Here is a 25,930-nt window from a genome sequence, read left to right as displayed (position 1 = left end):
TTCGGGTTCAGTAGATTTTTGAATCTCTCAAAACACCTTTAAAAACTAACAAGGAGAGATTTTTGGATAGTTCCTCATTGTTTCCATCCATATCAAATATTACTGCGTTTTCAATTTTCATAATTCTAACTTTTATTGGCAGGTTTTTGTAGGTTTGTTTTGGCTGCAAAATACAGGGCCACAAATAGCAATCCGACACTTAGCCATATCCAAATACTAAGACTTTCATTAAATATGATTACTCCCCAAACAATACCGGTTACAATAGCAACATAACTTGATTGAGAAACAAAAACGGCACCTGCCAATCGTACAATTTCAAAATACAGATAGATTTCGACTACAGAAAGACAAATCAATATTAGAATTGACCATTCTCCATTTCCCCAAGTGCCATTAAGTAGAATAAAATCTCCTGACCACATGTAAATGGGAAGTAACATAATTAATGCCCCTAAAGATTCTCCTGTAGCTACTTGCCAAGAGTCAGATTTTGATGGCCATGCAATGGCAACATAATTATGATAGATACCATATGTGATAGGTAGAATAAGTGCTATTGCCACCCATTTAATCATTTCAGCTTCTGGTAAAGCATTTTCAGGCAGTACTATAACCGCTGCGGATGCTACACCAAAAAGAATACCTATTAGCCGTTTTCGCCCAATTTGTTCCGTTCCTTTAAAATGAGCAATAGCAAAAACGAATAAAGGTGTTGTTGATACGACTAGAGATAGCAAGCCAGCAGGTATATAACTTGCAACGTAGAGCTCCGTAAAAAGTGGAATAACATAACCCAATACCCCACAAAAAACATAAAATTTGATGGAAGTTTTATTGAATACGGGCAATCGTTTTCTAAAAACACAAATGGTTATAAATGCTATGGCAACGCCAAGTGTAGTTAGTACTGCAATGCCTTCATAAGGTAAGTTTGATTCTGATGCTATTTTTATTATTGAGAAATGAAGCCCCCAGGTGACACCCAAAATAAATATTAGTAAAACAGGAAGCCATTTGATAGATTTAGAATTCAAAGGATTTACTTCGCTTTTGTTAATGCCATTTTTACAGCAAGTCCTGTTAAAACAGAGGCCATAAACCATTTCTGAATTCTTAACCAAATTGGTTTTTTCGAGAACCACTTTGCCATTCTAGCTGCAGATATGACAACCAAAAAATCAATTGGAAAACTGATTAATATTTGAATTAAACCGAGTTGAAGACCTTGACTTAGAACAGAACCATATTCAGGTTTTATAAATTGAGGAAAAAATGAAAGATAAAATATTGCCATTTTAGGATTCAGAATATTTGTTAGAAGTCCAATATTAAAGAGTTTAAGGGCTGTGTCCGATTTCAGGTTTTGGTCAGCATCAAAAATTTTATTTTTTGATTTAACGGTATTATATGCCAAATAGAGCAAGTATCCGACTCCAAGAAATTTAATAACTATAAACGCATAAGGAACTGCAAATAATATTGCGGTAAGCCCAAAGGATACTAAGAGTATATGGAATAAAAATCCACACATTACCCCCATAAGAGAGATGATTCCTGCTTTTTTTCCTTGAGATATAGACCTTGAAATCAAATAAATCATATTTGGACCAGGAGAAAGCACTATAATTAATGAAGCTAGTCCAAATAGTAATAAGTCGTTAATTGGTATCATATTTCTGTTTTTTTAATTGTTGTTATTTAATTGAATAATGTTTTAAACCAGTCCGTAACACAAATAAACATTTTAGGGTATTTCAACCCAAGTTCTCTGACAATCGATTTCCAATCATTGCCTCCGTGACTGTTAAGAATCATTAATTTGTATACTCCTTGATTATTTAAGACTTCGATAATAATGCATATTATACTTTGCTAATGGTATGAATACTAACTTCATTATGTTTTCCTTTTAATAATACCGTTCCCAAGAATTTGGAGGATAAATACTTTTCAATTTTTAGATTTTTTAGTAATTTTTCAGATATCAGTAAGGGGACTTTATACGTGTTACATTCACTCTGTATACGGGCAGATGTATTGATGACATCGCCATGGTATGCCAATTCTTTTTTTACGACACCTACCTCTGCTACCATTAAGGTTCCACCATGCAATCCTGCTTTGAAAACTGGTGTAACACCATATCTATTAAGGTAGTATTCTTTCTTGTCGTGTAGTTTATGTGTAAATGCAAAAAATAACTCTACACAATTATTGTTCGTCAACCCCTTTTTGTATGGCCAACTTATCACGGCTTCATCACCTACATATTGATATATTTCGGCATCGTATTTTAGAACTACTCCATTTAAATCTAAAAAGCAATCTTGAATAAGTTGACTATATTTTAAATGTCCTAGCTCTTCTGCATAGGAAGTCGAAGATTTTAAATCGAGAAACATAAAAATGCGTTTCTCCTCTTTAGGTTCCCTATATTTTCCGAATAGCATTTTTAAAAAAACACCTTTACCAAATTTATCATTGGCTATCTTAATAAATGAAAAAACTACAGATGCAATGAACATGTATATAATAGCGGCTCTAAAAATTAAACTTTTACGCCACCACCCAGGCTCAATGTTAAGCTCTAGGTCTGAAACTGTATTGGCGATACTTCTTATAAAAGTGGAAATAATGATTACAGATAAGAAATAAAAGAAGATGCTTAAAACGATATTAAACCCCATAGAAAACCTTTTTGAAAAATACTTTCTCAAACCAAATTCTATATTGGCATAGATGATTCCCATTAAAAAGCCAGAGAGAGCAAACAAAATTACCTTTATCCTTAAATCAGAGTTTATATTCAATCCGTTTGCTTCTTTTATTGAACTCCCCTCAAAAATGCCATAGTACCTAAAAACAGCAAAAAAAGCCATGGCAATGGTCCAGAATAAAACGGATTGCCAAAGGTTTCTTACGTACTGTTTCATGATTTTAATCCAATCATTTATTTTGAGTTGATTAATCATTCTTAATAGTTGTATTTTACTTTATGCTTCATAGTCTATATTAAGTTTTTTAGTCTTCGATATGTAAATCGTTACACTTGTTTTTTATAACTCCAAACCGCCAACCCATTAAAAATAATAGCTAAAATGAATGTATAAAGGAATTCAAATCGGATGTTCCAAAAGCCGCTACCTTTCATTAATACTTTCCTGCTGACAGAAATAAAATGTGATAAAGGATTTCCAATAGTTAATTGCTGCGCCCATTTTGGCATACTATCTATAGGTGTGAAAAGCCCCGACATTAATACGAAAATGATAATAAAAAAGAAGGCAACAAAAATGGCTTGTTGTTGCGTATCTGCAAAGTTAGAAATGAGCAAACCTAGTCCTAGTACAGCAATGATATTAAGCGTTGTATAGCCAAAAAGCAAGGGTAAATTTCCTAGCATAGGAATATTAAAAATTAATTTACTGGCAATAATTCCTACCGTAAAAAGTACCAATCCAATACATAAAAATGGAATTAATTTACCTAAAATAAATTGCCATTTTTTAAGTGGGGTTACGTTAATCTGTTCTATAGTACCTACTTCTCGTTCTCGTACTACATTCATCGCCGAAAGTATAATGGTCAATAATGCGGTAAGCTGAGCTAGAATACCTGGAGCCATAAAATGGGTGTATTTTAACTCAGGATTATACCAGTATCTCGAGGAGATGGTAGTGTTACTTTTCTTTGATAAAGAAATATCTGGTTTTACTTTCTGAATCAATTTTGCATTGAACGAAGCAACAATAGCTTTTAAGTAACCCGAACCTACTATAGCCTGTTGCCCATTAGTAGCATTAACTAACAACTGTATCTTGGGTTGCTTACCATTTATATAGTCTTTTTCAAAATCAGGTGGAATCTCTATGACAATATCACTCTTGTTTTCTTGTAAATAATAGTAGGCTTCATCCGTATTAAAAGAAGCAGCAATAAGTGTTATTCTATCATTTGCTATTATTTTATCGTTGAGTGTTCTTGAACTCGCACTCTGGTCCATATCCACAACTACTACGTTTACATTTTTCACTTCATTGGAAGCTGCATTAGATAATACGATGAGTTGAACAATTGGTAATACGGTCATCATTGGCAAAATAGCCTTGTTACGTATAATCTGTATAAATTCTTTTTGTATGATAAATGCTAAAATGTTCATTATTCTAGTCGTATTTTAAAATTCTTTAATGCCAATGCTAGTAATACAATGGTCATTCCTAGTAAAATTGTTATTTCGATTACAACGGATTGAAAACCAACACCACGTAGCATTACAGCTTTTAATATTTCAATAAAATATGTAGCTGGAACTACAATACTTCCGATTACTTGTAAAGCTTGAGGCATGCTTGAAAAAGGAAAAATGAACCCTGATAGTATCATTGTAGGTAGCATTAATCCCATCATAGAAGCAAGCATAGCTTGTTGCTGTGTTTTTGCCTTGGTAGAAATAAATATGCCTAGGGACAAGGCCAGAATTACATATAATAAGCAACAAAGCAATAATAAGGTGAGACTTCCTAGTATGGGTACTTTAAAAACAAAATGACCAATAATAAGTACCAGAATAGCATCTATAAAAGAGAGTAAGGCATAAGGTGTTACTTTACCTAAAATGATAAGTAAAGGCGGTAAGGGTGAGACCAATAATATCTCCATGGTACCCAATTCTTTTTCTCGAGTTATGGCAAGAGATGTAAGCATTGCCGAAATAATTAGCAAAATAAAGGCTATGGTTCCTGGAATAAAATTATAAGCACTTATCAACTGAGGGTTATATAACATTCTATCCTCCACAGTAATCAGAAAAGGATTTTCTATTTGTTGTAATTTGTTTTTCTGAAAGCTTTGAATCAACCTTGTAGTATATTGAACCAAAGTATTTGCTTTATTGGGGTCTGACCCATCTGCAATCAATTGAATAGTTAGCGGATTGTTTCCATAAAAATCTGAAGAAAAATCTTTAGGAATTACCATAACCATAGCTACATTTCCTTCTTTAAAACCGTTTTCTATATCAGCTTCAGACGTTAATACTTTGTTGAGTGTAAAATGCCCTGAGCTCTGTATGTGTTGTATGAGTTGTATACTGGTTTCATCTTTGGCATAATCTAATACATCTATAGAGGCGTCTTTAAATTCTGTGCTAACAGCATACCCAAAGAGTAGCACTTGTACAATGGGTATTCCAAAAAGAATAATTAGGGTACGTTTATCACGAATGATGTGATATAATTCTTTTTTTACAAATGCTTTGAATATTTTGAACATTAGCGTGCCAGTTTTAAAAATACTTCGTCCATAGACGTTGCTTCGAATTGTTGTTTTAAATTATGTGGTGTGTCCAATGCCTTTATTTTTCCTGCGACCATAATAGAAACCCTATCACAATATTCTGCTTCGTCCATATAATGCGTAGTCACAAAAACGGTACGCCCCTTTTCGGCTACCTGATAAATGGTCTCCCAAAACTGTCTACGCACTCTAGGGTCTACACCACCTGTGGGTTCATCAAGAAAAACAATCTCTGGGTCGTGTACCATAGATATGGCAAATGCTAAACGTTGTTTCCACCCCAATGGCAAAGACACCACTAATGATTTTGACACTTCGGTTAGCTCTAATTCTTCCAGTATTTCTATGGTTTTCTCTTTTATTTTATTTCTTGAAAGCCCATAAATGCCACCATAAAACCGAATATTCTCAATTACGGTCAAGTCATCATATAGACTAAATTTTTGTGACATATACCCAATGCTTTTTTTGATTTTTTCAGGCTCAGTATCTACATTAAGCCCTGTAACCTTGCCCATACCCTCTGTGGGTTTACTTAAACCAATTAGCATTTTAATAGCTGTGGTCTTACCAGCACCATTGGCACCTAAAAACCCAAATATCTCCCCTTTTTTCACTTTAAAAGAAATAGCATCAACAGCAGTAAAATCGCCAAAACGCTTGGTTAGTTTGTCTACTTCTATAGCAAAAGATGTATTCATAATATTTAATTAACAGGTTGGCTTACATCTAAAAATATATCTTCAATCGTAGGCTGAATTGTTGCTACTGTGCTATCCAGAAACCCTGCAACTTTTATATGATGCTCTACTTGTGATGCTTCATACGATTCTTTAGTAATTAGATGTAAATTTTCTCCAAAAGGCAATACACTTTCAGTAAAATTCTGCACTCGTAGGTAGTTTAATAACTTATATGTTTCTGTAGAATTTATGGAGAACAGCGGTTTGTTAAAATTGGCAATCATTTGTTGTGGCGAATCAATTTTTAGAATTTCTCCATTTTGGATAAGGGCAATTCTATCACACAACGTGGCTTCGTCCATATAGGGTGTGCTCACCAAAATGGCAATACCTTTGGTTTTTAGTTTTTTAAGCATGTCCCAAAATTCAACACGACTCACGGCATCTACTCCTGTAGTGGGTTCATCTAAAAACAATACCTCGGGTTTATGGATTAAAGCACAGCATAACGCCAATTTTTGTTTCATGCCTCCCGAAAGTTTACCTGCCAATCTCTCTTTAAAGGGTTCTATCTGAACATATATATCTTTTATCAAGTCATAATTTTCTTCTACTGTTGTGCCGAATATGGTGGCAAAAAAGGATAGGTTTTCTTCGATACTTAAATCTTGATACAAAGAAAAACGCCCTGGCATATAACCTACTTTTTTGCGAATTTCTTTGTACTCGCTTGCTATTGGATGTCCAGCAACGGTTCCTTCTCCTTTATCGGCAAGTAAAAGTGTTGTTAATATTCTGAAAAGTGTTGATTTTCCTGCACCATCAGGACCAATAAGGCCAAATAATTCGCCTTTACCCACGGTAAAGGATACATCATCCAAAGCTAGAATGTCTCCATATTTTTTTGTGATATGTTCAATAGTGATTGCATCCATTAGTCTTTATTTTTAATAGGAAAAACAACTTCAGCTGGCATTCCTATTTTAAGCAATCCATCGTTTTTTACTTCTACATCTAGCGCATAAACTAAGTTTACTCGCTCCTCTTTGGTTTCAATGCTTTTAGGCGTAAATTCGGCTTCATCTGCAATCCATGTAACGATACCTTCCAGTTCTGTATAGCTATCTTTATCACTATCTATTAATACAGTTACCTTATCATTCAATTTTATTTTTTGAAGTAACAAAGCGCTCGTATATGCTTTTAATTTTAAAGTGTTTAGATTGGCAATTTTATATAATGGTCTACCTTGATTTACCAGTTCGGCAGCTTCAACAAAAGTGGATAATACGGTACCTTCTATAGAATTATTAATCTCATGGTCATTTATTTTATTTCTCAGAATAGCAATTTGTGCTTCCAAAGGTTTTCGCTCTGATAAAATGCTGCGATTGGCAATATTTATCTGTCTGGTAGTTGAATTTATTTGTTGGTTGACGACATCTATTTCGCCATTATAATCATCGAGTTGTTTTTGGGTTGCCGCCTTTTTAGCAACTAGATTTTGGGTTCTGTTCCGTTCTCTATCCAAGTTGCTTTTTCGTTTTAATAAAACAGCAATTTCTGGAGCTGCTTCTTGTAATTTAAAGTCTAAAGCTTCTAATTTTGCAATAACTTGTAATTTTTCTAGATGCAATTGTGTGGTATCTATTAGACCCACTTTAATTCCTTTTTGAAGTTTCATTCCTTCTTTAATATTGAATTGTAGCAACTCGCCATTTCCTTTGGCGCTAATGGTTACGGTAGTGGCTTCAAAATTTCCATAAGCATCCGATTTTTCTGAATTTCCGCAAGAAAACAGCAATGCGACAATGAAGATGGCGGCTATTGATTTTATTTGCATAATATTATAATTTTCCAAATAGGGTTAAATAATTTACTTGTAATTGTTGTATTTGTATTTGATGTAATTCCAGTTGTTGGCGTGCCGATAGTTCGGCATTGATTTGAATGAGGTAATCGTTGGTTTTTATAACACCTTCTTGTAACTGCACTTCTGTCTGCGCTAAAATATCTTTTTGAAGTGCTGCTATTTGATTATCCTTTTTTACTTGTTCTTCTAAAGCAGCTATTTTTTCTTGGTATTCCTTTTGCTGTGAAACAATATTAAATTCGAAAGTCTCTTTATTTACTTGTACTTGTTGTACTTGTATATCTATTTTTTCGCGCTCTTTTTTGGCCTTACCCCAATCTAGAATGTTCCAGTTTAAACGAACACCTCCCAAGGCATAGGTCGCATTAGAAATATCAGAAAAATTAACAGGGTTAGGATATCCAACACCTCCTTGGGCAAATAACGAAACTTTAGGTTTTCTTTTAACATCTATGGTTTTTCCCTGTGCTTGCAACAGCCTTTTTTTGGAATCATAATAGACTTGCTCTGGTCTTGAAATGATAGGGAGATTATCCATTAAGACCATTTCGGGAATCTGCAGTATTGTATCTTCTGAAAGGTTTGTTCCCAATAGTGTATTAAGTACTCCTAAATAGGCTTTTATATCTCCTGTAAGCCTACCGTCTTCCGATTCTAATTCCAGCTTACGTACTTTTAATTTTGAAAGCTCACTTTCTAAAATTGTTCCATTATCAAAACCAACTTGCAATGATTCTATATTGGTACTAATATCATGTATAGAGGTATGTAGTAATGATTGGTGTTGACGTGATAATTTAATTACAAAAAACAATGCATTCACTCTATCTTTTAGATTACGAAGTGAAACATTAAGTTCTTGTTGGTGCACTTCCAACGATGCAACTTCAATATCCTGTTGAGCCTTGGTTAAGCCTCCATCATAAATATTATAATTAACATCTAGATACCCTTTGTAGCTCTCTAAAGGAAGGTCTATATTTACAGGACTCCCAGCCGTTCCAATAGTTAAATTCTCAGATTGTATTTGTCCTATACCGTTAAGGCTAATGGTAGGTGATTTTCCTTTTTTAATAATGTCTGTATTGGTTTTAGAGACTTTATTTAGGAGCCCTTTATTTAAAAGAAGTGGGTAATTTGCCTCCACTTTTATATAGGCTTCCTTCAAGGTTAAGACAGACGTGTTTTGCGCTACTGTTTTCATACAGGAAGTGAGTATCACAAAGGCTATGACTATTTTTTGAAACATTTTATGCTTTTATTGAATTGATAATAAAATTTGCTACTTCGATTTTACGTTCCTCCAACAGCTTTTCAAATGCAGTATCGTCAATATTTATTACGGCTTTAAGCAAAGGGGCTCCAAGAAACGGAAAAGCATTTAGTGCAATTATATTGATAAATAATTGCTCGCTATTAATGGGTTTTAGATGTCCATTTTTTATCTCATCATCTACTTGTTTTTTGAATTTTTCAAAGTTAGGAAACCCTATTTCTTCTTCTATTTTTAAGATAAATTCTGGATTTCTGTTAAGTTCTTGAAAAATAAAACTTGGCAAATATGGATGCTCCATAATAAATGCAATATAGTTAGATGTAAAACTTCTAACCTTATCTTCAATAGACACATCTTTATTTAAAATTTCACCAAGTTGTGTTATTAACATTTTAAACGCGTTTTTAAATACTGCTTCAAATAAGAGTTGTTTACTCCTATAATAATAATGAAGCATTGACTTATTGATTCCTGCTTTATCGGCAATTTCTTGCATTCTAGCGCCATCCATTCCTTTGCTTTGAAATACACTTTTAGCTGCTTCTAATATGAGATTCTCAGTGGTTGTCTCTTTTGTTTTTGCCATTACAAACTATTTAGTTTAACTATTTGGTTAACAATATATAAAAAAATGACTGCTTTATATTTAACGTAAATAAAAAAGGCTCTGTAATATTCATAGATTACCACCTCATAAACTATCAATCTTAATTAATAATAACGGTGCTGATGAATCTCTTGATAGCGCCTACTTCTCTTGGTTAAATTACAGTAATGAAAAATATTTTAACTTTATCAATACGCATTAGATAAATTTTCTATTGCTTCTTTGGTTGAAGAAACAAAGTTTACTTGTTTACTATTATTGCTCTCGCGAATAAAATCTTTTAAGCTTTTACTAGTATACATTGAAAAATCACCAACAATAGCCAATCGAACACGATAAGTCGAGAACTTTTGAAGGATTTCACCTGCCATACGATTTTTGAGTTTGAAAAAGTCTGGAGTAATATTTTCTTGATGGATAACAACTTTATCAAAACTTTGATAATATAAATTACCTAATAAGTTTACTCCTTCTTCAATATTATTTATAATGTTTTGCTCTGAAGTTACTTCTGCAATTTTTGAATTATTTATTTCGTGTATATTGATGTTCATTTTAAATTATTTTTAAATTCTGACTAACGTCTCAGCTATATTTAGTGAGAGTTTGCGAAGTTTTTAAATTTGCATATAGCCGAGAGTCTATTTTTGTTTTATTTTTTCATTTCTAAAAGCCAAATTTTTAATTTGACGGTCTTTGCAAATGGGCATAAATCTTTCAATTTAGCACTTATCGCAATCCATTATTTACGTCTTTGTTGGGCATAGTATTTCTATATTCAGTTTTTAAAATCAGACATTCTTATATTGTTTACAGTTATCTTATTTTTTGAACACCTACAAAATAAAAATCATTCTAATTACAAGTAACATCGCTATCTACTACAAGATTTGTACCTCCATCTCTTAAATCACAAACCTTTTGTGGTATAGTAGTTAACGGGTTATTTACTAAGTGTAAAGCTACAAGGCCTGTTAAATTCCCTATTTCTTCTGGAATATTAGTAAGTCCATTTTGGGATAAATACAATCCAACCAAGGTGTTTAAATTTCCTAGAGAAACTGGGATACAAGTTATTTTATTATCCAATAATCCTAAACTTGTAATAGAGGTTAAATTTCCAAAACTATCTGGAATAGTTTCTAATTGATTCTCTGATAAATCGACGCCTACTAATTGGGATAAATTCCCCATTTGTTCTGGTAGCGTAATTAATTGATTCTTTTGCATTTCTAAATATTTTAATTTAGATAATAATCCAAAAGAGTTTGGTATTAGATTAATGTTATTGTTATCTATTTTCAAATATGAAAGTTCCGATAAATTTCCAAATGAATCTGGCAATAATGTAAGTTCATTAAACTCTATATATAGTTGTTCTAATTTTGATAAATTTCCAAATGAATCTGGTAAGTTTCTAATATCGTTATATTCTAAATTCAAAACTTCTAAAGCACTCATATTACCAATATGTACAGGAAGATTTATTAAATTATTACCTGCCAAATTCATGGTCCATACTAAGTTCAAATTGCCTATCTCGTTTGGCAAGCTACTTAATAGATTATTACTTATACTTAGGTTTAAGAGTGACGTAAGCTCCCCAATTTCTTTAGGTATACTAACTAATTTATTTCTATCCAAATTAAGCACTATCAGATTGCTACTTAAATTTTTAATGCTCGAAGGAAGGCTTCTTATCTCATTTTGACCTATAGCCAAAACCTCTAACATCCCCAATTCTTCTAGTGCTGTAGGATATTCTCCCAGTAAATTATTTTGTATATTTAAAATCTTAATTTTTGATAAATTATAAAAAGAGTCCGGCAAATGTTTTATACCGTTATTGTAAAGGAATAATTCTTGCAACTCAGTAAGTCCTCCAAATTCTGTAGGGATTACAGGTATCTCCTTATTATGTATTACTAAACGAGTTACTCTACCTTCATTATTGGTTTCTACACCTTCCCATGTTGACATAGAATTGGTCGTTATATCCCAATCTAAAGTATTATCTGGGTTTGAATTATAGAGTAATGTTAATATATCTTTATCGGTCAAAGAGGTAGGTTCTTCAATAATAACTTCAACGGTATATACAGTTGTCGACTCATCTTCTGCGGTTACGGTATAAGTTACAGTATTGGTGAAATCTACCTCTTCTTCTGAACTTGGGCTTACTGTAGCATTTTCTGAAATTGTAAGTGCAGGTTTTAAATTGGTAACGACAGTATTCGCAAGAAAAGTAACGGTAATTTTGTTGCTGTCTTGATCTACTGTTGCTTCTATTACAGTATTTAAATCAGTATTCAAATCTGTATTAAAAATAAAAATTTCAATGCTCTTTTCTGCACTTAATACAGGAGGAACTTCTGAATTGTCATCATCGGAACTACAGCCAATAAATAAAGTTGTAAACAATATTAGTGTTGTTTTTAAAATTTTTTTCATGAATATTGTGTTTGTTTTTTATTCAAATTCTTTTTTTTACTTATTTAACATTTCCTTTTTTATGCAAGCGTATTTTAAACTTCTTCTATTATGAGAAGGTCAGCAAATATATTTTCGTTTAATCAACCATAAAGTTCAACCATTTGGTTGACAAATATACAAAAAATGATTAATGGCTATTATTTTAGTTCAAAAAAATTATATTAAAAAAAATCAAATGTCAATAAATAAATTGCTTTTTTATTTTTATTAGAGTTTCTAAATCCTGTTTCAAAATCTTTTCAATTCCACCTTGGCTGTAACATTACGTGGATTAGGAGGAAAATTTTCTTTACATGAAAACTGGGAAAAAGAAACACTCTCAGAAGAAGTCATAAAGTTGATTGATATTTTAAAAATTAAAGAATTTGCTATAATTGGGCATGATTGGGGTGGTACAATAGCATATCTCATTTCAATGGATTACTCTACTCGAATTTGGGGATTAATAATAGAGGAAGAGATTTTACCGGGAGTTAATCAAAACATTCCGGAACCAGGAAAAAAATATTACCCCAACTGGCATGGAACTTTTAATCGCCAATTAGGACTTGCTGAAAGCCTAGTCCCAAATAGAGAATCTCATTATTATGGGATATTTTTAGATGCTAGTGCAGGGCCAAAAGGTATTGATAACGATGCCAGAGAAATATATCTAAAAACGTATAAAAAACCAGAATTTTTATCGGCAACACTAGGTTATTACCGAACTCAAGAAGAGGATATTAGGGCAATAAGTTCAAGAAATTTTAAAATTGTTTCATTTCCTGTTTTAGCAATTGGAGGGGAAAATGCAATGGGAATTGCTGTGAAAGAAGGATTAGATAAAATAATGAATAACCCTGTACAGTTTTTGGTCACAAAACAAGCAGGACATTATCCTGCCGAACAAACTCCAGATATCGTGAATAAAAAAATTATAGAATTCCTAATAGCGGCTTACAATTCTTTCAAAGAAAAAAGGGAAGAAAGAAAGAGTTAATATTTTCTATTTCATTTGAATACCATAAAATATATTCATCCTAATGTTTATTACAGAGCTCCCCATAGATAGAGTTTAAGAATATGGATTAAAAACCTAGATGAAGTTTAAGATGGAAGGGAGCAGGCTAAATACAGATATTATTTCGCCGAATTTGAGCGTATTTGTTATACCTTTATCATAGATTGAAATTCATTTCACAACAATCTAATTCAATCAAAAAGGTAGTTATTTAACTACCTCTTAATTTTTGATGTTCTTAAACACTTGAAAACACTACAACTTACAAGACAGGTTTGAATCCTGTCGAGGTCACTTAAAGCAGAAAGTCCATTCTAATTACAGAATGGACTTTTTTGTTCTTCAGAAAGACAGAAAACACCAGTTTTCTAAGATTGATGAAAAGCAAAAAAGATAATGGCGTAGCCATGGACTTTCTATTTTCACTCGGGAGCTCAATAGGATATGTAATCCTGTGGCTATAAAAATCAAAGGATATAGAAAGACAGAAAACACCAGTTTTCTAAGATTGATGAAAAGCAAAAAAGATAATGGCGTAGCCATGAACTTTCTATTTTCAGCCGGGAGCTCAATAGGATATGTAATCCTGTGGCTATAAAAATCAAAGGATATAGAAAGACAGAAAACACCAGTTTTCTAGGATTGATGAAAACAAAAAAAGAAAATGGCGTAGCCATGGACTTTCTATTTTCACTCGGGAGCTCAATGGGATATGCAATCCTGTGATGATAAAAATTATTAGTAGCAGAAAGTCCATTCTAATTACAGAATGGACTTTTTTGTTTTTCAGAAAGACAGAAAACACCAGTTTTCTAAGATTGATGAAAAGCAAAAAAGATAATGGCGTAGCCATGGACTTTCTATTTTCAGCCGGGAGCTCAATGGGATATACAATCCTGTCGAGGTCACTTAAAGCAGAAAGTCCATTCTAATTACAGAATGGACTTTTTTGTTTTTCAGAAAGACAGAAAACACCAGTTTTCTAGGATTGATGAAAACAAAAAAAGAAAATGGCGTAGCCATGGACTTTCTATTTTCACTCGGGAGCTCAATGAGATATGCAATCCTGCCGAGGTCACGAATACATAAAACAATGACACGGCAATCAAGCTCGCTTGAAATTGTAAGTGGATTTGTTTTATTTTCAAAGCGGAGCTTTGTCAGGAAAGACGCAGTCACTCCTGCCGAGGTCACGAATACATAAAACAATGACACGGCAATCAAGCTCGCTTGAAATTGTAAGTGGATTTGTTTTATTTTCAAAGCGGAGCTTTGTCAGGAAAGACGCAGTCACTCCTGCCGAGGTCACGAATAAATAAAACAATGACACGGCAATCAAGCTCGCTTGAAATTGTAAGTGGATTTGCTTTATTTTCAAAGCGGAGCTTTGTCAGGAAAGACGTAGTCACTCCTGCCGAGGTCACGAATAAATAAAACAATGACACGGCAATCAAGCTCGCTTGAAATTGTAAGTGGATTTGTTTTATTTTCAAAGCGGAGCTTTGTCAGGAAAGACGCAGTCACCCCTGCCGAGGTCACGAATAAATAAAACATTATCACGTGCTGGCCGTATCTGGAAAGCCATGTAAAAGGAAGATTGTATCACCAGTTCCTTTGGAAATATAGTGATGGTCGAGATTGTTAGCCTTTATAGAACCAATAGGATGCCTACTTAAACTTTTCATAGCCCATAATAAATGGGCAATCAAAAAGCTTCAATTTTATTCTCATGATAGAATTCATAAAAGATTCACTTATTGTTCTTCTTGGGGTGCATTTATTTTTAGATAAATAGAAACAAACCAAAAGACACCAAAACTGATAAGTAAGGTTCCTATGCCAGTACAAAAAGCGCCTATATTAGCCAAATGTTCCATATTGTTATTAAATAAAGATTAATGATAGCGTTACCTATTAAAATTTTCTTGTTGATGTATTAGTAAATAACTAGCTACAATATTATTCAACAAAGGTGTCTAGATATGGGCAGAAGAAGAGTCGGGTATACAGGGGGAGAGCTACTTTAATCCGTATTGATACGCTCTCCTTTCAAAATTATCCAAAGTAAAATGCACATTGTTAGCGTTAGTAATGTAAATAATTTTTCAAAATTTGATTCGGCAAAAACGTTTCCAATGGTATTCAACCCAAAAAGGATAAGAAATATCCATAGCGTTATTGTCACGAATTTTAAAGAAACAAGTTGTTTTATATAGCGGCCTTTAATTAATAATGCAAAACCTAAAATCAGATTAAGTAGTATCGAAATTGATTCAAAAACATACATTTCGGAGTCTGTTGTAAGTCTCCCGCCCCAAGTTATCTCATAAGGAATTATTTTTAAAATTATACTCGAATGAAAGAGCAATATTGCCACTACTAAACATAACATTATTTTAATCGCAGTTTTCGAATTCATTTTTTGTGGTATATGAGTTTTCATGATTTTGATGACTTTTATTTTTGTCGAGATTCGCTATTTTTATTAATTATCTCAAAATTAAACCCTTTTATTAGTAACCAAATCGCTAAAAACAATTCATTCAATACAATTGGTAGTACTAATGCGTTTAGTATTTCTAATTCAATGCCAAACAGCTTAATAATTGTTACTATAAGAAGTGTTAGCGTTGCAATAATTCCCCATATTGAGATAAACTTTGGAATAATTCGGGTGCGAAATAATAAAATATAAAAAAACAATGCTCCAAAAATGAAAAAATAAATTTGAACATCACTGTATATAATATCTCGATAGGATTCTATTGAAGGATTCAAAAGAATTATTCCGCCAATAATCATTAAAAAACCTTCAATAACTCTACAAACCAAATATGCGTAATTCAGTTTTTTATTTTCATCTGATTTAAAAACAGGAAACAGTAATAAAGATATTCCGATTACAGCTAGTCCACTTACCATATCGGTAATAAACCCTAATGTTATATTTTTTGTGATAGTGTATGTTAGCATACTATAAGCAGCCAAAATTAACACCCCTATTATTGAAGCTCTTTGTTTACTTAAACTACGATTCATCATTTTTATTTACGTTATTGCCTGCTTGCTTTTTTTGAAAATATTTTCGGCCTGTAACAGATGCCTTTCGTTATGAGCGGAAATAAACCTAAAAGTATCGCCTAATCTTAGTTTTATTAGTCTTGTAATGCTAATTGCTGTTTTCGTTTTAGTAAGGTTTACGTTTTTTGATTGTTCAATTAATTCAAGGCATTCCTTTTGTTGGTTAATAAATCGATCAATAACATTTTTATCTAAACAACTTCCTAAAGGATTGTTTTCCTTTAAGGTCTTCATTTTATTCAATTTCTCTTTCGGAGCTATAAGGTTGACAAAGTAATTTCCTAGCACTCCACTTTTGAATGTTTTGCTTGCTGATGTAGTTGTTTTTTGAATACTTTCTGTAATCTTTGAGTTATAAAAATCCCCGTATCTATTTAAATGTTCAATACATTCTAAAATGCTCCATTCATCGCTACTTTCCTTATAATTTAATTCATAATTGGATAGTTGTTTAAAACCTTCTGCCTTATGGATGGTCATTCTTGTTTTTTCTAGTAACTCCGTTATCAATTCTTTCGTTAATATTTTCATTTGCATGTTTTTAAATGAGACTACAGTGCATATCATTTATAGCTTCAATAATAGAAATACCATATCCTCTAACGATTTCATATTCTGACAAATCATTGAGAGTTACAATATAGATTCCATTATCTACCTCAAACTTTAGATATTTGAGATGGCTAGATTTGTCAATAATCTCTTGTGCTGTTATATTTAGCTTATTCATTTTGCTATTATTTAATTGATATTTCATTTTGAGTACCTAGTCTAATAAAGTTTCTATAGCCTTTAACACTAATTGTGGTTCGTCAATTTGAATATAGTGACCGCTATTTTCTGTAGTAATATGCGTAAAATCGGTTACGTTATCTCCAAGCGTAGCGTGCGCATTTATCCAACGTTCCTCATTTTCTCCTTCACGGTCTCTTATACTTGTAAGTACTACTGTTGGCACATCTGGCAAAGTGGCTAATGCACTAAGTATTTCGAAATTCTCGATGAATTGTTCAGCTTCATTTGCTATCTGTAAAAGGCCTTCTCCGTTGAAAAATTCAACCATCTCATCTTCTTGAACTTGAGTCATGACCTCGAAATCTTCATGACTAGGGTCAACAAATACAATCCCTTCTACCATTTCTGGATGTTGAACGGCATAATATCGAACAACAGCACCACCTAAAGAATGTCCTATTAGAATCACTTTATTGTTTTTTGATTTACTCAAGATTACTTGATGAAGATCTTCGGCTAATTGAACAATACTTCTTTCATTTTTAGCGGTTTCTGAAGGCTCATATCCAGCTCTATTATAAGCTATTACCTGGTTCGTTTCTGAAAGCCCTAGAAGCTTATACCAACTTTCATAATTGTCTCCAAGCCCTGATTCGAATACTAGGGAATACTCTCCATCACCGGCAGTTTCTGTAAAGAGATTGTAGTTACCTACATCGACCAAGTTTGTTGGTGTCAAAATTTGTTCATCGTCATTGTTGCATGAAATTGCAAATAAGCCCACTATGGCTAATAAAATTGATACTTGTTTTGATGTTTTCATTTTATTTGTTTTTAATTGATAAATAAACTCATTGAAATTTTAATTTTATAAATAGTGAAAAGTGTAAGGCTACAGATCCTTTGCTGTTTTTAAAGTCTTAATTCATAAGCTCTACATCTATTAAACCAGTAATCACTTCAATCTCGTGTAAGGCCTCGTGATACACTTTATCCTTTTCTTCCATGATTTTTAGCAGTGATAGCACTAGATTTTGAAACTCGTAAGTGTATACTAAATCTGGTTCTTGAATCTTCCCGTCTGAAAACTTTAGAGCAGGGTTTACAGCAGTTATTACATGTGATATCATGGCGTCGTAATGAATGTTCTCCATTCTGTTCATGTAGAGGTATTTTTCTTCCAAGACCCGAATTCCATTTATGACATCATGATTGTGCAGGAGTTTGACTTCTCCGCTGTTTACCATGGTTTCATAAATATTACCCTGACGATCGAAATCAGAATATTCCATTAGATTACGAACTATTAGGCCCAAGGTGTCCATTCGGGTACGGTCATCAGATTCCAAAATCACATTGGCGTATTGAAATTCGGCCATATACCCTTTGTTGAAATCTATTTGCGAGAGGATTAAACTTCCATCACCTGCTATCTGATCTCGAATATTTTCATAGTATCGAATTTCAGAATTACCTTTTATTCGATTATCGTTCCAGTTATTCACTTGAAAGGCAAGGCTTATCCCAATCATGACCAATAGAATTTCTCCTAAGGCATAAAGCACATACCGTTTTAAGTTTCCATCTTTGATAAGGGTCTGTCGTATCTTTCTGAATAGTTTCATCTTGTGTATTTTTTAAGATTGCAGTAATTATTTGTCAAATACGGGGGATTTAAGCGCTTGCACTTCATTGGTGACTTGCTTCTTTGGTTTTACTTTCATACCAAAGGCAACTCTTAAGAAATTGAACTTTCTAATAATAAACCAATAGAACCCTATACTAGAAACCAATGACAAAAGGGTAATTAAGAGAGCTTGTAAACCATAAGATATATCCCATTGCAATACCACATAGCCCACAAAAATCAAAGCGGGTTGATGCAATAGATAGAAGGGGTAGATGGCTTCATTCAACACTTTTCTAGAGCTATGGTCTTTGTTGAAATAGTGCTTGAAATAACCTATGGCGGTCAATCCGCAGGACAGTGAAATAATCATTTCAGTTATTCCGCGAGAATAACCCTGAACTATTGATGACGCTCCAAAAATGGTAGGCAATGAAAAGAGGAGAATTGTAAAAACAACGGTTTGGTACAGATATAACCTTCTGTTATTGCTAAGTGTTTGAATTACTTTATCACTGGTAAATAGTACAAATCCACTTAAAAAGAATAGCAAGTAAAACGTGAAGTAGGCCCAATCATTATACAAGGCGTGTGTGCTATTCGGAAAGTATTGTCTTAAAATGAATTGAGATAAAATGATGATTGGCAACAACCAATTCAATCCCATTTTTCTTGTTGCAATGTTGATTAGTTTACCTCTAACCATATTGTAATGTCCACTTTTGGTATAGTTTAAAAAAGGGGTTATCAATAAAGAAATGACAAACAAATACAGAATAAACCATAGGTGGTGCCATGAAAGATTCCCTATTGGGTATGCACCTCCATCGAACATGTGCGGAATGAAATCCAAGAATGAACTGTAAAGGTCAATTCGTTCTACGTAAACCATTAAGGGTACTAGCGTGAAGAAACCAATCGCAAATGGAATGAATAGCCTTGTAAAACGCTCTTTCAAATACTGCCAGCTGGTTCTGTGACCAATGGCATAATAGGTACCTACACCGGAAACCAAGAATAATAAGGGCATTCGCCATAAATGCAACCACCACATTATAGGGTCTAGAAATGCAAAAGATTCTGCACTATTTACATGCCATTGTTCTGGTCGAAAAATCATTCCGACATGAAAGAAGAAGACACTTATAATAAGTCCGATTCTAAGCCAATCAATAAAGTACTTTCTTGTTTTTTTTGATGTAGTGCTTTTGTCCATAATACTTTGCTTTTCGATTATGAAACAAATCTATTACACGACCTGTGCTTGTAACGACTTAGCCTATAAGCACGTTGTTCGTGCTTATAGGGAAGCACGAAATAGTATTGAATATCAGATAGTTACGAATCTCTAAAGGAAGAGGGAGTTTCGGAGGTAAATTTTTTAAAAGCAGAATTAAATGCTGATTTAGAGTTATAACCTACTTGTTCAGCAACTTCTTCAATGGTCAGTTTTTTGCCTAAATCCGTTTTTAGAATGGCTTTAGCTTCCTTAACTCTATAGGTTGCTAAAAGCTCGAAAAAAGACTGACCCATTTTCTCATTGATTACTTGTGAAACATGATGCGGTGTTTTATGTATCGCTTTTGATAATCCAGATAAAGAAGCCGTACTATTCATAAAATATTTCTCATTTTCCATCTGGGAAACGATGCTATCAAGAATGGTGCTTTTTTCAACCTCCTCTAGAGAGGACTTTTTATATTTTAGGGACGGGACTTCCAAAAAAGTTGAAACTTCATCGTAATAGTTGGACTGGTTCATTATCTGAACAGCGGTCATAAAAATCATAATGGACAAATAGAGATGAATGAAGTGGTCGCCCACATCGTCATGAAAAATATTCTTTACCAGAATAAAAATGACCGTCACGATTATGATATGCAACGAAATATTCCGTATCGATATAAGGGTCTTATTGGTAGTCGTAAAAATGGGTTCCCCCAGAGTTTTAGCCTTGAGCAACAATTTTCTTGCACCTAAAAAAATGTAGATTATAAAATATATGCCCGTCAGTAGGTTGGTATAATTGCGAATTCCCAACGGGTCATCTGAAAAGGTTTGGTTTTCATCCAATAACGGATAAGCCAAATTCATTACCTGAAGACTGTCGTTGTGTTTAACCGCATCTGGTTGTAAGAAGTAAAAAATACAGTAACCCAGCCAAAACATAAAGGGCAGAAAATGCAACCAATATCGTTTTTTTCCATTGCCATCAAGTTGAGAATCGATAAATAAATAGAGCAATCCGGCCATTAGAAAATTCAAGGGTTCGGCAAAATTTGACAACCATAAAAATTTGAAGATGTAACCCGTATAGTTCAACCATCCTTCGAACATTGTAAGCGATATGGCGAGAATAAAAAGCCCCATAAAAAGGTTAGGCGTATTCTTCCCTAATGATTTTTTTATAATGAAATAGGAGATAAAAAGCCCTAAAAAGACACCGATACTAATAATTAGTGCTATAAAATCTATATGTACAGGAATATCCATGCTACATTAAAAGTAGCGATAATTTTATGAGTGGATTTATCAGCAATTTCGAAAAAAATAGTTTTTAATAGAATTCTATATATATAACTGAATATCATTAGATTACCTTTATACTTTATGAGAATTCTAAGTCACTCCTGCCGAGGTCACGAATACATAAAACAATGACACGGCAATCAAGCTCGCTTGAGATTGTAAGTGGATTTGTTTTATTTTCAAAGCGGAGCTTTGTCAGGAAAGACGAAGTCACCCCTGCCGAGGTCACGAATACATAAAACAATGACACGGCAATCAAGCTCGCTTGAAATTGTAAGTGGATTTGTTTTATTTTTAAAGCGGAGCTTTATTATAAAACTTTAATTCCTTGAAACCCTTTTATTATTTTCCGCTTGCCATCAATTGGACTAATTATCTGTAGTTAAAGATATTTCCACTACTACATAGAACTATTATTTCCATGATAAACTTGTTAAGTGTTACCATTTAATGCTTTCGTATACTACTGTTACCTATTTTTACAAAAACAATAGCGCATGCTTCATTTAAAATTAGCAACGGACCCACGTTGGGTTAATATAGTTGAAAAAAACCTAGAAGAAATACTAACAGATCATGCATGGTGCGAACAAAAGGCAGCTACTAACGCTATTACAATAATTACCCTTAATTCTGAATACCCCGATTTGGTTACCGATTTACTTCTTTTAGCCCAAGAAGAATTAGAGCATTTTCAAATGGTCCATGATATTATTAAAAAGCGCGGATACACTTTGGGCAGAGAGCGCAGAGACAGCTATGTCAACGAGCTATACAAGTTTATGAACAAAGGCGGCAATAGACTGCAATCAATGGTAGATAGACTCTTGTTTTCCGCGATGATCGAAGCAAGAAGCTGCGAACGTTTTAAACTACTTTCAAAAGAAATAAAAGACCCAGAACTTTCTAAATTCTACCACGATTTAATGATTAGCGAAGCAGGCCACTATACTACCTTTATAAGCTTTGCCCGTAAATACGGCAAAAATATAGATGTAGACAAACGCTGGCAAGAGTTGGTTACATTTGAAGCTGAAGTGATTAAAAATTACGGTAAAGAAGAAACCATACACGGATAAAAACACGTGAGCTAAGGTTGCAATTTTCTAGCAACTAGTTCATTGTTGTTTTAACCCATTTTAGGTTAATAAACTTCGTTTTTTTAATTCCTAGTCCTGTACTATTAAAACTGATTGATACGCTATTTCCTGAGTAGGAATAGACAATAATATCCTGAATACTAGGCAACCCTTGCATAGAAAACCCCTAATTATTATGTAAAAATTTAAATGAAAACAAAATATCAATGATGATTATGCAAATTAATTGACCTTCTAAAGCGGATTCAATAATTTGAGCGCTTAAAAATGGCTTTTAAAGATTATTTTACCTCCTTTTAAAATTGTAACATATCTTTGAAAATTGAAGTAAGTATTTAGAGTAATTCCCCCAAATAATTAAAATAAATGAGTTCTAAATGCAGGCAATTTATTGCCAGCGTATAAAATTATAGTGCCAATGTCAATTATGAAATTTAAAAGGTCAAGTATCGTTATGCCGCTGTCGCTTCTAGTTCATTTGACTATAATTAATTGCGCCTTATTCTATTTTACTCCAGAAACGTATTTGCATTTAAAAAGCATCTTGTTTTATAATATTAGTTGGCTACTAGTTAGCGTCGAATTCGAATTCTACACTATTTTAAGAAAAGAGAAATTTCAATCTAATATTCGTAAAATACTTCATGTTTACATCAGTTTTGGATTACTCTATTTTGTGTTTTTCGTTTTTAATCCAGAATTTAAGATTGATATAGCATATCAATTAAAAATATATCTTCTTATCTGTTTAGCATTAGCAGTATATCGCTGGTTATTCTTTTGGTTGCGTGGCAAATATCGTTTTGAAGGGGGTAACTCTGTACAAGTAGTTGGCATCGGTAGAGATAAAAATTTAAAAAAAATACGTCGGGTTTTTGACGACCCTAACCTTGGGTATCGCTACAAAGGATTTTTCGACGATGGTAAATCGAAAAGCCCAACCTACTTAGGTAAAGTGGCGGATTGTTTTCTGTATATTTTGGAAAATGATATCGATGAAATTTACTGTATCGCATCAAAATTCTCGAATAAAGAATTGCAGAACCTCATCAATTTTGCTGACAACAACCTTATCAAAATAAAAATCATACCGGACAACAAGGACATCTTTACACGAGCGATGACCATTGAAATGTACGATGATGTTCCGGTACTTAATATTCGGAAGGTACCCTTAGAAACGGCTTATGCAAAAGTCACCAAACGCATATTCGATATTATTTTCTCGTCGCTTGTAATACTCTTTTTACTCTCGTGGCTCACACCTATTCTTTATATTTTAATAAAATTAGAGTCTCCAGGCCCACTATTCTTTAGACAAAAAAGACATGGTTTAAAGCGCAAAGTGTTCTGGTGTTATAAATTTCGATCCATGACAAGTTTTATGGATGCTAACACCCACATGACTACTAAAAACGACCTTCGGGTCACCAAAATCGGTCGTATTCTTCGTAAAACCAGTATTGACGAACTACCACAGTTTTTCAATGTATTTATGGGTAGTATGAGTGTTGTTGGTCCGAGACCACATATGGAGTATCATACCATGGGTTACGAAACCAGTGTCGATAAATATTTGGTGCGCCATTTTGTAAAACCGGGCATTACAGGCTTAGCTCAGGTTAGAGGATATCGCGGGGAAATTACTGTACCTTCAGACATTGTCAATAGAATTCGACTCGACATATTTTATGTTGAAAAATGGTCATTATTTTTAGATATAAAAATAATTTTCTACACGGTCTACAACACCCTAGTCGGTGATGACAATGCCTATTAAACAGAAATTGATTCACTAAATTTAAACTCGAATTAAATAGCTACGATGAATTGGTTTGTACTGCAGGTAAAAACAAATAACGAAATAAAAATTGCTGCTGCACTTGAAAAAGAAGGCATCAATACATTTTGTCCTGTACAAACCGAAGTACGCCAATGGAGCGATCGTAAAAAGAAAATAGAAGTCCCCCTTTTTAAATCGTATGTATTTGTACAACTTTCCGAAGCTGATAGAAACAACGTATTTGTAGTTAATGGGGTATTACGCTATTTGTTTTGGCTAAACAAACCAGCTGTTGTGCGCGATTCCGAAATTAAAACAATTAGCGGTTGGCTTGCCGATGAGACTATCCAAAAAGTAGTTTTAGAAAATTACAAACCTGGGGACGAAGTAACTCTAAAAAGCGGACCCTTGAAAGACCGAAAAGGCGTACTACAACAAATAGATTCCAAGTATTCTAAAATCATTCTAAAAGACATTGGCATTATTGTTACGGCAAAGAATAAATACTTTCATTAATCCAATCTCCTTTTACTTCTATTATGATCTCAAAATTTTTGCGAAATATCTAATTTCAGCATTAATTATTGCAATTATTTCACAATACCCTTTATATAAAAAGGTAATCTTTAGTCTATAACTTACTGTACTGATAATTTGATAATTACCTTGCTGTATAGGTTTTTACAAAGCCTTCTTTGATGCCCATTTTATTAATAAAAAACTGTTTCTTTGCAGCTTTTACAAGGCATTGGTGAATGCGAATAAAATTGAATTGAACAATACCTAATTTCCCCCGTAGCTTGTTCAATGTTCACCTTTGTGATTAATAAGGCATTACCGAGGGATTACAACCTGTGACCCCATGCGGCGGAGCCGTGTAAAAAAGGAGGGATATTCCATACTAATTGGATGAAATTCCGATTGAAAAACCGATTAAATCGCTTACAACTTTTAGCTATATTTGCGGCTAAATAAGGCTTACTTAACCCACTTTGTATCGCTATTAGTATATAGCAATTATTTATTTTTAGTTTTTTATAAATTTAAAGTACTTACAATGTTTCGAAAAGTATTGCTTATCAGCATCTGTTCTGTGTTCCTTTTCTCTTGTTCGAATAGAAGTTTAAGTTATTTTAACGACTATGACCAGAGCCAAGTATTAAAAGAATCTATTTTAACAAAGGCTAAGAACCCAATTATTCAACCGGGCGATTTACTAGAAATTATAGTCACCGATTTAAACCCAGATGCAGCAGCTCCTTTTAATAGAATTAGCAATTCATCTGCAGATAGTGGAGGTGGACAAGGTGGTACCGGATCTTCAGATGGTTATTTGGTAGATGACAACGGTATTATCGATTTTCCGGTGTTAGGTCGTGTAAAGGTTGGCGGTGTTTCTAAATACGATGCCAAATTAAACCTCACGAACCTACTCACTAATTATTTAGGCAAACCTAATGTAAGTATTCGCTATTTAAATTATAGAATTACGGTGGTTGGCGAAGTTAAGAACCCGAATACTTTTGTAGTACCTTCTGAACGTATTAGCTTAATAGAAGCATTAGGTATGGCTGGGGATTTAACCATTTATGGCAAGCGTGAAAACATCATGATTATTAATGAAACCAATTCGGAACGGACTATAGTACATCTCGATTTAAATAAAAAGGAGACCTTAAATTCGCCTTATTTTTATTTACAACCAAACGATGTGGTATATGTAGAGCCAATAAAAACAAGGAAAGACCAGGCTGGTCTTGCAAGAAGTAATGTAGCTCTTTTACTTTCAGTAGTTACCGCGGCCTCATTGGTATATTTGAATTTTAAATAATCTCTTAGTAC

The 25,930-nt window shown here is 33.3% G+C and carries 25 protein-coding genes; 5 read left to right on the top strand and 20 right to left on the bottom strand.

Annotation, left to right across the window (positions count from 1 at the left end):
* Positions 1–125: 125 nt before the first annotated feature.
* The 12 genes from UH7x_RS13295 to UH7x_RS13240 all read right to left on the bottom strand — a co-directional run bounded on the left by UH7x_RS13295 (position 126) and on the right by UH7x_RS13240 (position 12,191).
* Positions 126–1,037, bottom strand: a complete 912-nt coding sequence (locus tag UH7x_RS13295; protein WP_482360412.1) for a DMT family transporter — start codon at positions 1,035–1,037, stop codon at positions 126–128.
* Positions 1,038–1,042: 5 nt separating this feature from the next.
* Positions 1,043–1,675 carry a LysE family translocator gene (locus UH7x_RS13290; protein WP_482360411.1) on the bottom strand — a complete coding sequence of 211 codons (633 nt, stop codon included), beginning with the start codon at positions 1,673–1,675 and terminating at the stop codon, positions 1,043–1,045.
* Between the two features lie 190 nt (positions 1,676–1,865).
* Positions 1,866–2,975, bottom strand: coding sequence for an adenylate/guanylate cyclase domain-containing protein (locus tag UH7x_RS13285; protein WP_482360410.1), 1,110 nt, complete (start codon positions 2,973–2,975; stop codon positions 1,866–1,868).
* A 71-nt stretch (positions 2,976–3,046) separates the two neighbouring features.
* Complete coding sequence (locus tag UH7x_RS13280) at positions 3,047–4,165, bottom strand: ABC transporter permease (protein ID WP_482360409.1); 1,119 nt, start codon at positions 4,163–4,165, stop codon at positions 3,047–3,049.
* A complete protein-coding gene (locus UH7x_RS13275; RefSeq protein ID WP_482360408.1) occupies positions 4,165–5,277 on the bottom strand; it encodes an ABC transporter permease in 1,113 nt (370 codons plus the stop codon). The genes UH7x_RS13280 and UH7x_RS13275 overlap by 1 nt, the downstream gene beginning before the upstream one ends.
* A complete protein-coding gene (locus tag UH7x_RS13270) occupies positions 5,277–6,002 on the bottom strand; it encodes an ABC transporter ATP-binding protein (RefSeq protein ID WP_482360407.1) in 726 nt (241 codons plus the stop codon). Before UH7x_RS13270 ends, UH7x_RS13275 begins: the two co-directional genes overlap by 1 nt.
* A gap of 5 nt (positions 6,003–6,007) precedes the next feature.
* The gene (locus tag UH7x_RS13265; RefSeq protein WP_482360406.1) at positions 6,008–6,919 is read right to left on the bottom strand and encodes an ABC transporter ATP-binding protein; all 912 of its coding nucleotides are present in this window, start codon (positions 6,917–6,919) and stop codon (positions 6,008–6,010) included.
* Positions 6,919–7,827: an HlyD family secretion protein gene (locus UH7x_RS13260; RefSeq protein WP_482360405.1), complete on the bottom strand. Its 909-nt coding sequence runs from the start codon at positions 7,825–7,827 to the stop codon at positions 6,919–6,921. Before UH7x_RS13260 ends, UH7x_RS13265 begins: the two co-directional genes overlap by 1 nt.
* A gap of 4 nt (positions 7,828–7,831) precedes the next feature.
* The gene (locus tag UH7x_RS13255) at positions 7,832–9,106 is read right to left on the bottom strand and encodes a TolC family protein (RefSeq protein WP_482360404.1); all 1,275 of its coding nucleotides are present in this window, start codon (positions 9,104–9,106) and stop codon (positions 7,832–7,834) included.
* 1 nt (position 9,107) lies between these two features.
* Positions 9,108–9,719, bottom strand: coding sequence for a TetR/AcrR family transcriptional regulator (locus UH7x_RS13250; RefSeq protein ID WP_482360403.1), 612 nt, complete (start codon positions 9,717–9,719; stop codon positions 9,108–9,110).
* A 209-nt stretch (positions 9,720–9,928) separates the two neighbouring features.
* The gene (locus UH7x_RS13245; RefSeq protein ID WP_482360402.1) at positions 9,929–10,294 is read right to left on the bottom strand and encodes a DUF4180 domain-containing protein; all 366 of its coding nucleotides are present in this window, start codon (positions 10,292–10,294) and stop codon (positions 9,929–9,931) included.
* Positions 10,295–10,595: 301 nt separating this feature from the next.
* Positions 10,596–12,191 carry a leucine-rich repeat domain-containing protein gene (locus UH7x_RS13240; RefSeq protein ID WP_482360401.1) on the bottom strand — a complete coding sequence of 532 codons (1,596 nt, stop codon included), beginning with the start codon at positions 12,189–12,191 and terminating at the stop codon, positions 10,596–10,598.
* A 292-nt stretch (positions 12,192–12,483) separates the two neighbouring features.
* Between UH7x_RS13240 and UH7x_RS13235 the strand changes: the two genes are divergently transcribed.
* Positions 12,484–13,212: an alpha/beta fold hydrolase gene (locus UH7x_RS13235; protein WP_482360400.1), complete on the top strand. Its 729-nt coding sequence runs from the start codon at positions 12,484–12,486 to the stop codon at positions 13,210–13,212.
* 1,577 nt (positions 13,213–14,789) lie between these two features.
* On the opposite strand, the gene UH7x_RS13230 is transcribed toward UH7x_RS13235, so the two are convergent.
* The 8 genes from UH7x_RS13230 to UH7x_RS13195 all read right to left on the bottom strand — a co-directional run bounded on the left by UH7x_RS13230 (position 14,790) and on the right by UH7x_RS13195 (position 21,169).
* Positions 14,790–14,918, bottom strand: a complete 129-nt coding sequence (locus tag UH7x_RS13230; RefSeq protein ID WP_482360399.1) for a hypothetical protein — start codon at positions 14,916–14,918, stop codon at positions 14,790–14,792.
* A gap of 338 nt (positions 14,919–15,256) precedes the next feature.
* Positions 15,257–15,676 carry a hypothetical protein gene (locus tag UH7x_RS13225; RefSeq protein ID WP_482360398.1) on the bottom strand — a complete coding sequence of 140 codons (420 nt, stop codon included), beginning with the start codon at positions 15,674–15,676 and terminating at the stop codon, positions 15,257–15,259.
* A gap of 14 nt (positions 15,677–15,690) precedes the next feature.
* Positions 15,691–16,272, bottom strand: coding sequence for a DUF4386 domain-containing protein (locus tag UH7x_RS13220; RefSeq protein ID WP_482360397.1), 582 nt, complete (start codon positions 16,270–16,272; stop codon positions 15,691–15,693).
* Positions 16,273–16,281: 9 nt separating this feature from the next.
* On the bottom strand, positions 16,282–16,845 hold the full coding sequence (locus tag UH7x_RS13215) for a DinB family protein (protein WP_482360396.1): 564 nt from the start codon (positions 16,843–16,845) through the stop codon (positions 16,282–16,284).
* A 235-nt stretch (positions 16,846–17,080) separates the two neighbouring features.
* Entirely contained in the window at positions 17,081–17,872 is a 792-nt protein-coding gene (locus UH7x_RS13210; protein WP_482360395.1) for an alpha/beta fold hydrolase, read from the bottom strand.
* 97 nt (positions 17,873–17,969) lie between these two features.
* A complete protein-coding gene (locus UH7x_RS13205; protein WP_482360394.1) occupies positions 17,970–18,674 on the bottom strand; it encodes a DUF6090 family protein in 705 nt (234 codons plus the stop codon).
* A gap of 27 nt (positions 18,675–18,701) precedes the next feature.
* A complete protein-coding gene (locus UH7x_RS13200) occupies positions 18,702–19,892 on the bottom strand; it encodes an acyltransferase family protein (RefSeq protein ID WP_482360393.1) in 1,191 nt (396 codons plus the stop codon).
* A 122-nt stretch (positions 19,893–20,014) separates the two neighbouring features.
* Positions 20,015–21,169: a helix-turn-helix domain-containing protein gene (locus UH7x_RS13195; protein ID WP_482360392.1), complete on the bottom strand. Its 1,155-nt coding sequence runs from the start codon at positions 21,167–21,169 to the stop codon at positions 20,015–20,017.
* A gap of 533 nt (positions 21,170–21,702) precedes the next feature.
* Between UH7x_RS13195 and UH7x_RS13190 the strand changes: the two genes are divergently transcribed.
* The 4 genes from UH7x_RS13190 (at position 21,703) to UH7x_RS13175 (ending at position 25,919) form a co-directional block, all read left to right on the top strand.
* Entirely contained in the window at positions 21,703–22,284 is a 582-nt protein-coding gene (locus tag UH7x_RS13190; RefSeq protein ID WP_482360391.1) for a MiaE family protein, read from the top strand.
* Between the two features lie 439 nt (positions 22,285–22,723).
* Positions 22,724–24,085 carry an undecaprenyl-phosphate glucose phosphotransferase gene (locus UH7x_RS13185; protein WP_482360390.1) on the top strand — a complete coding sequence of 454 codons (1,362 nt, stop codon included), beginning with the start codon at positions 22,724–22,726 and terminating at the stop codon, positions 24,083–24,085.
* A gap of 45 nt (positions 24,086–24,130) precedes the next feature.
* A complete protein-coding gene (locus UH7x_RS13180) occupies positions 24,131–24,604 on the top strand; it encodes a UpxY family transcription antiterminator (RefSeq protein WP_482360389.1) in 474 nt (157 codons plus the stop codon).
* A gap of 541 nt (positions 24,605–25,145) precedes the next feature.
* A complete protein-coding gene (locus tag UH7x_RS13175) occupies positions 25,146–25,919 on the top strand; it encodes a polysaccharide biosynthesis/export family protein (protein ID WP_482360388.1) in 774 nt (257 codons plus the stop codon).
* Positions 25,920–25,930 lie beyond the last annotated feature (11 nt).

This window comes from Aurantibacter sp. UH7 (genome assembly GCF_056839165.1).
The sequence above is the reverse complement of the archived record's forward strand: the minus strand, read 5'-3'. Positions and strand labels throughout refer to the sequence as shown.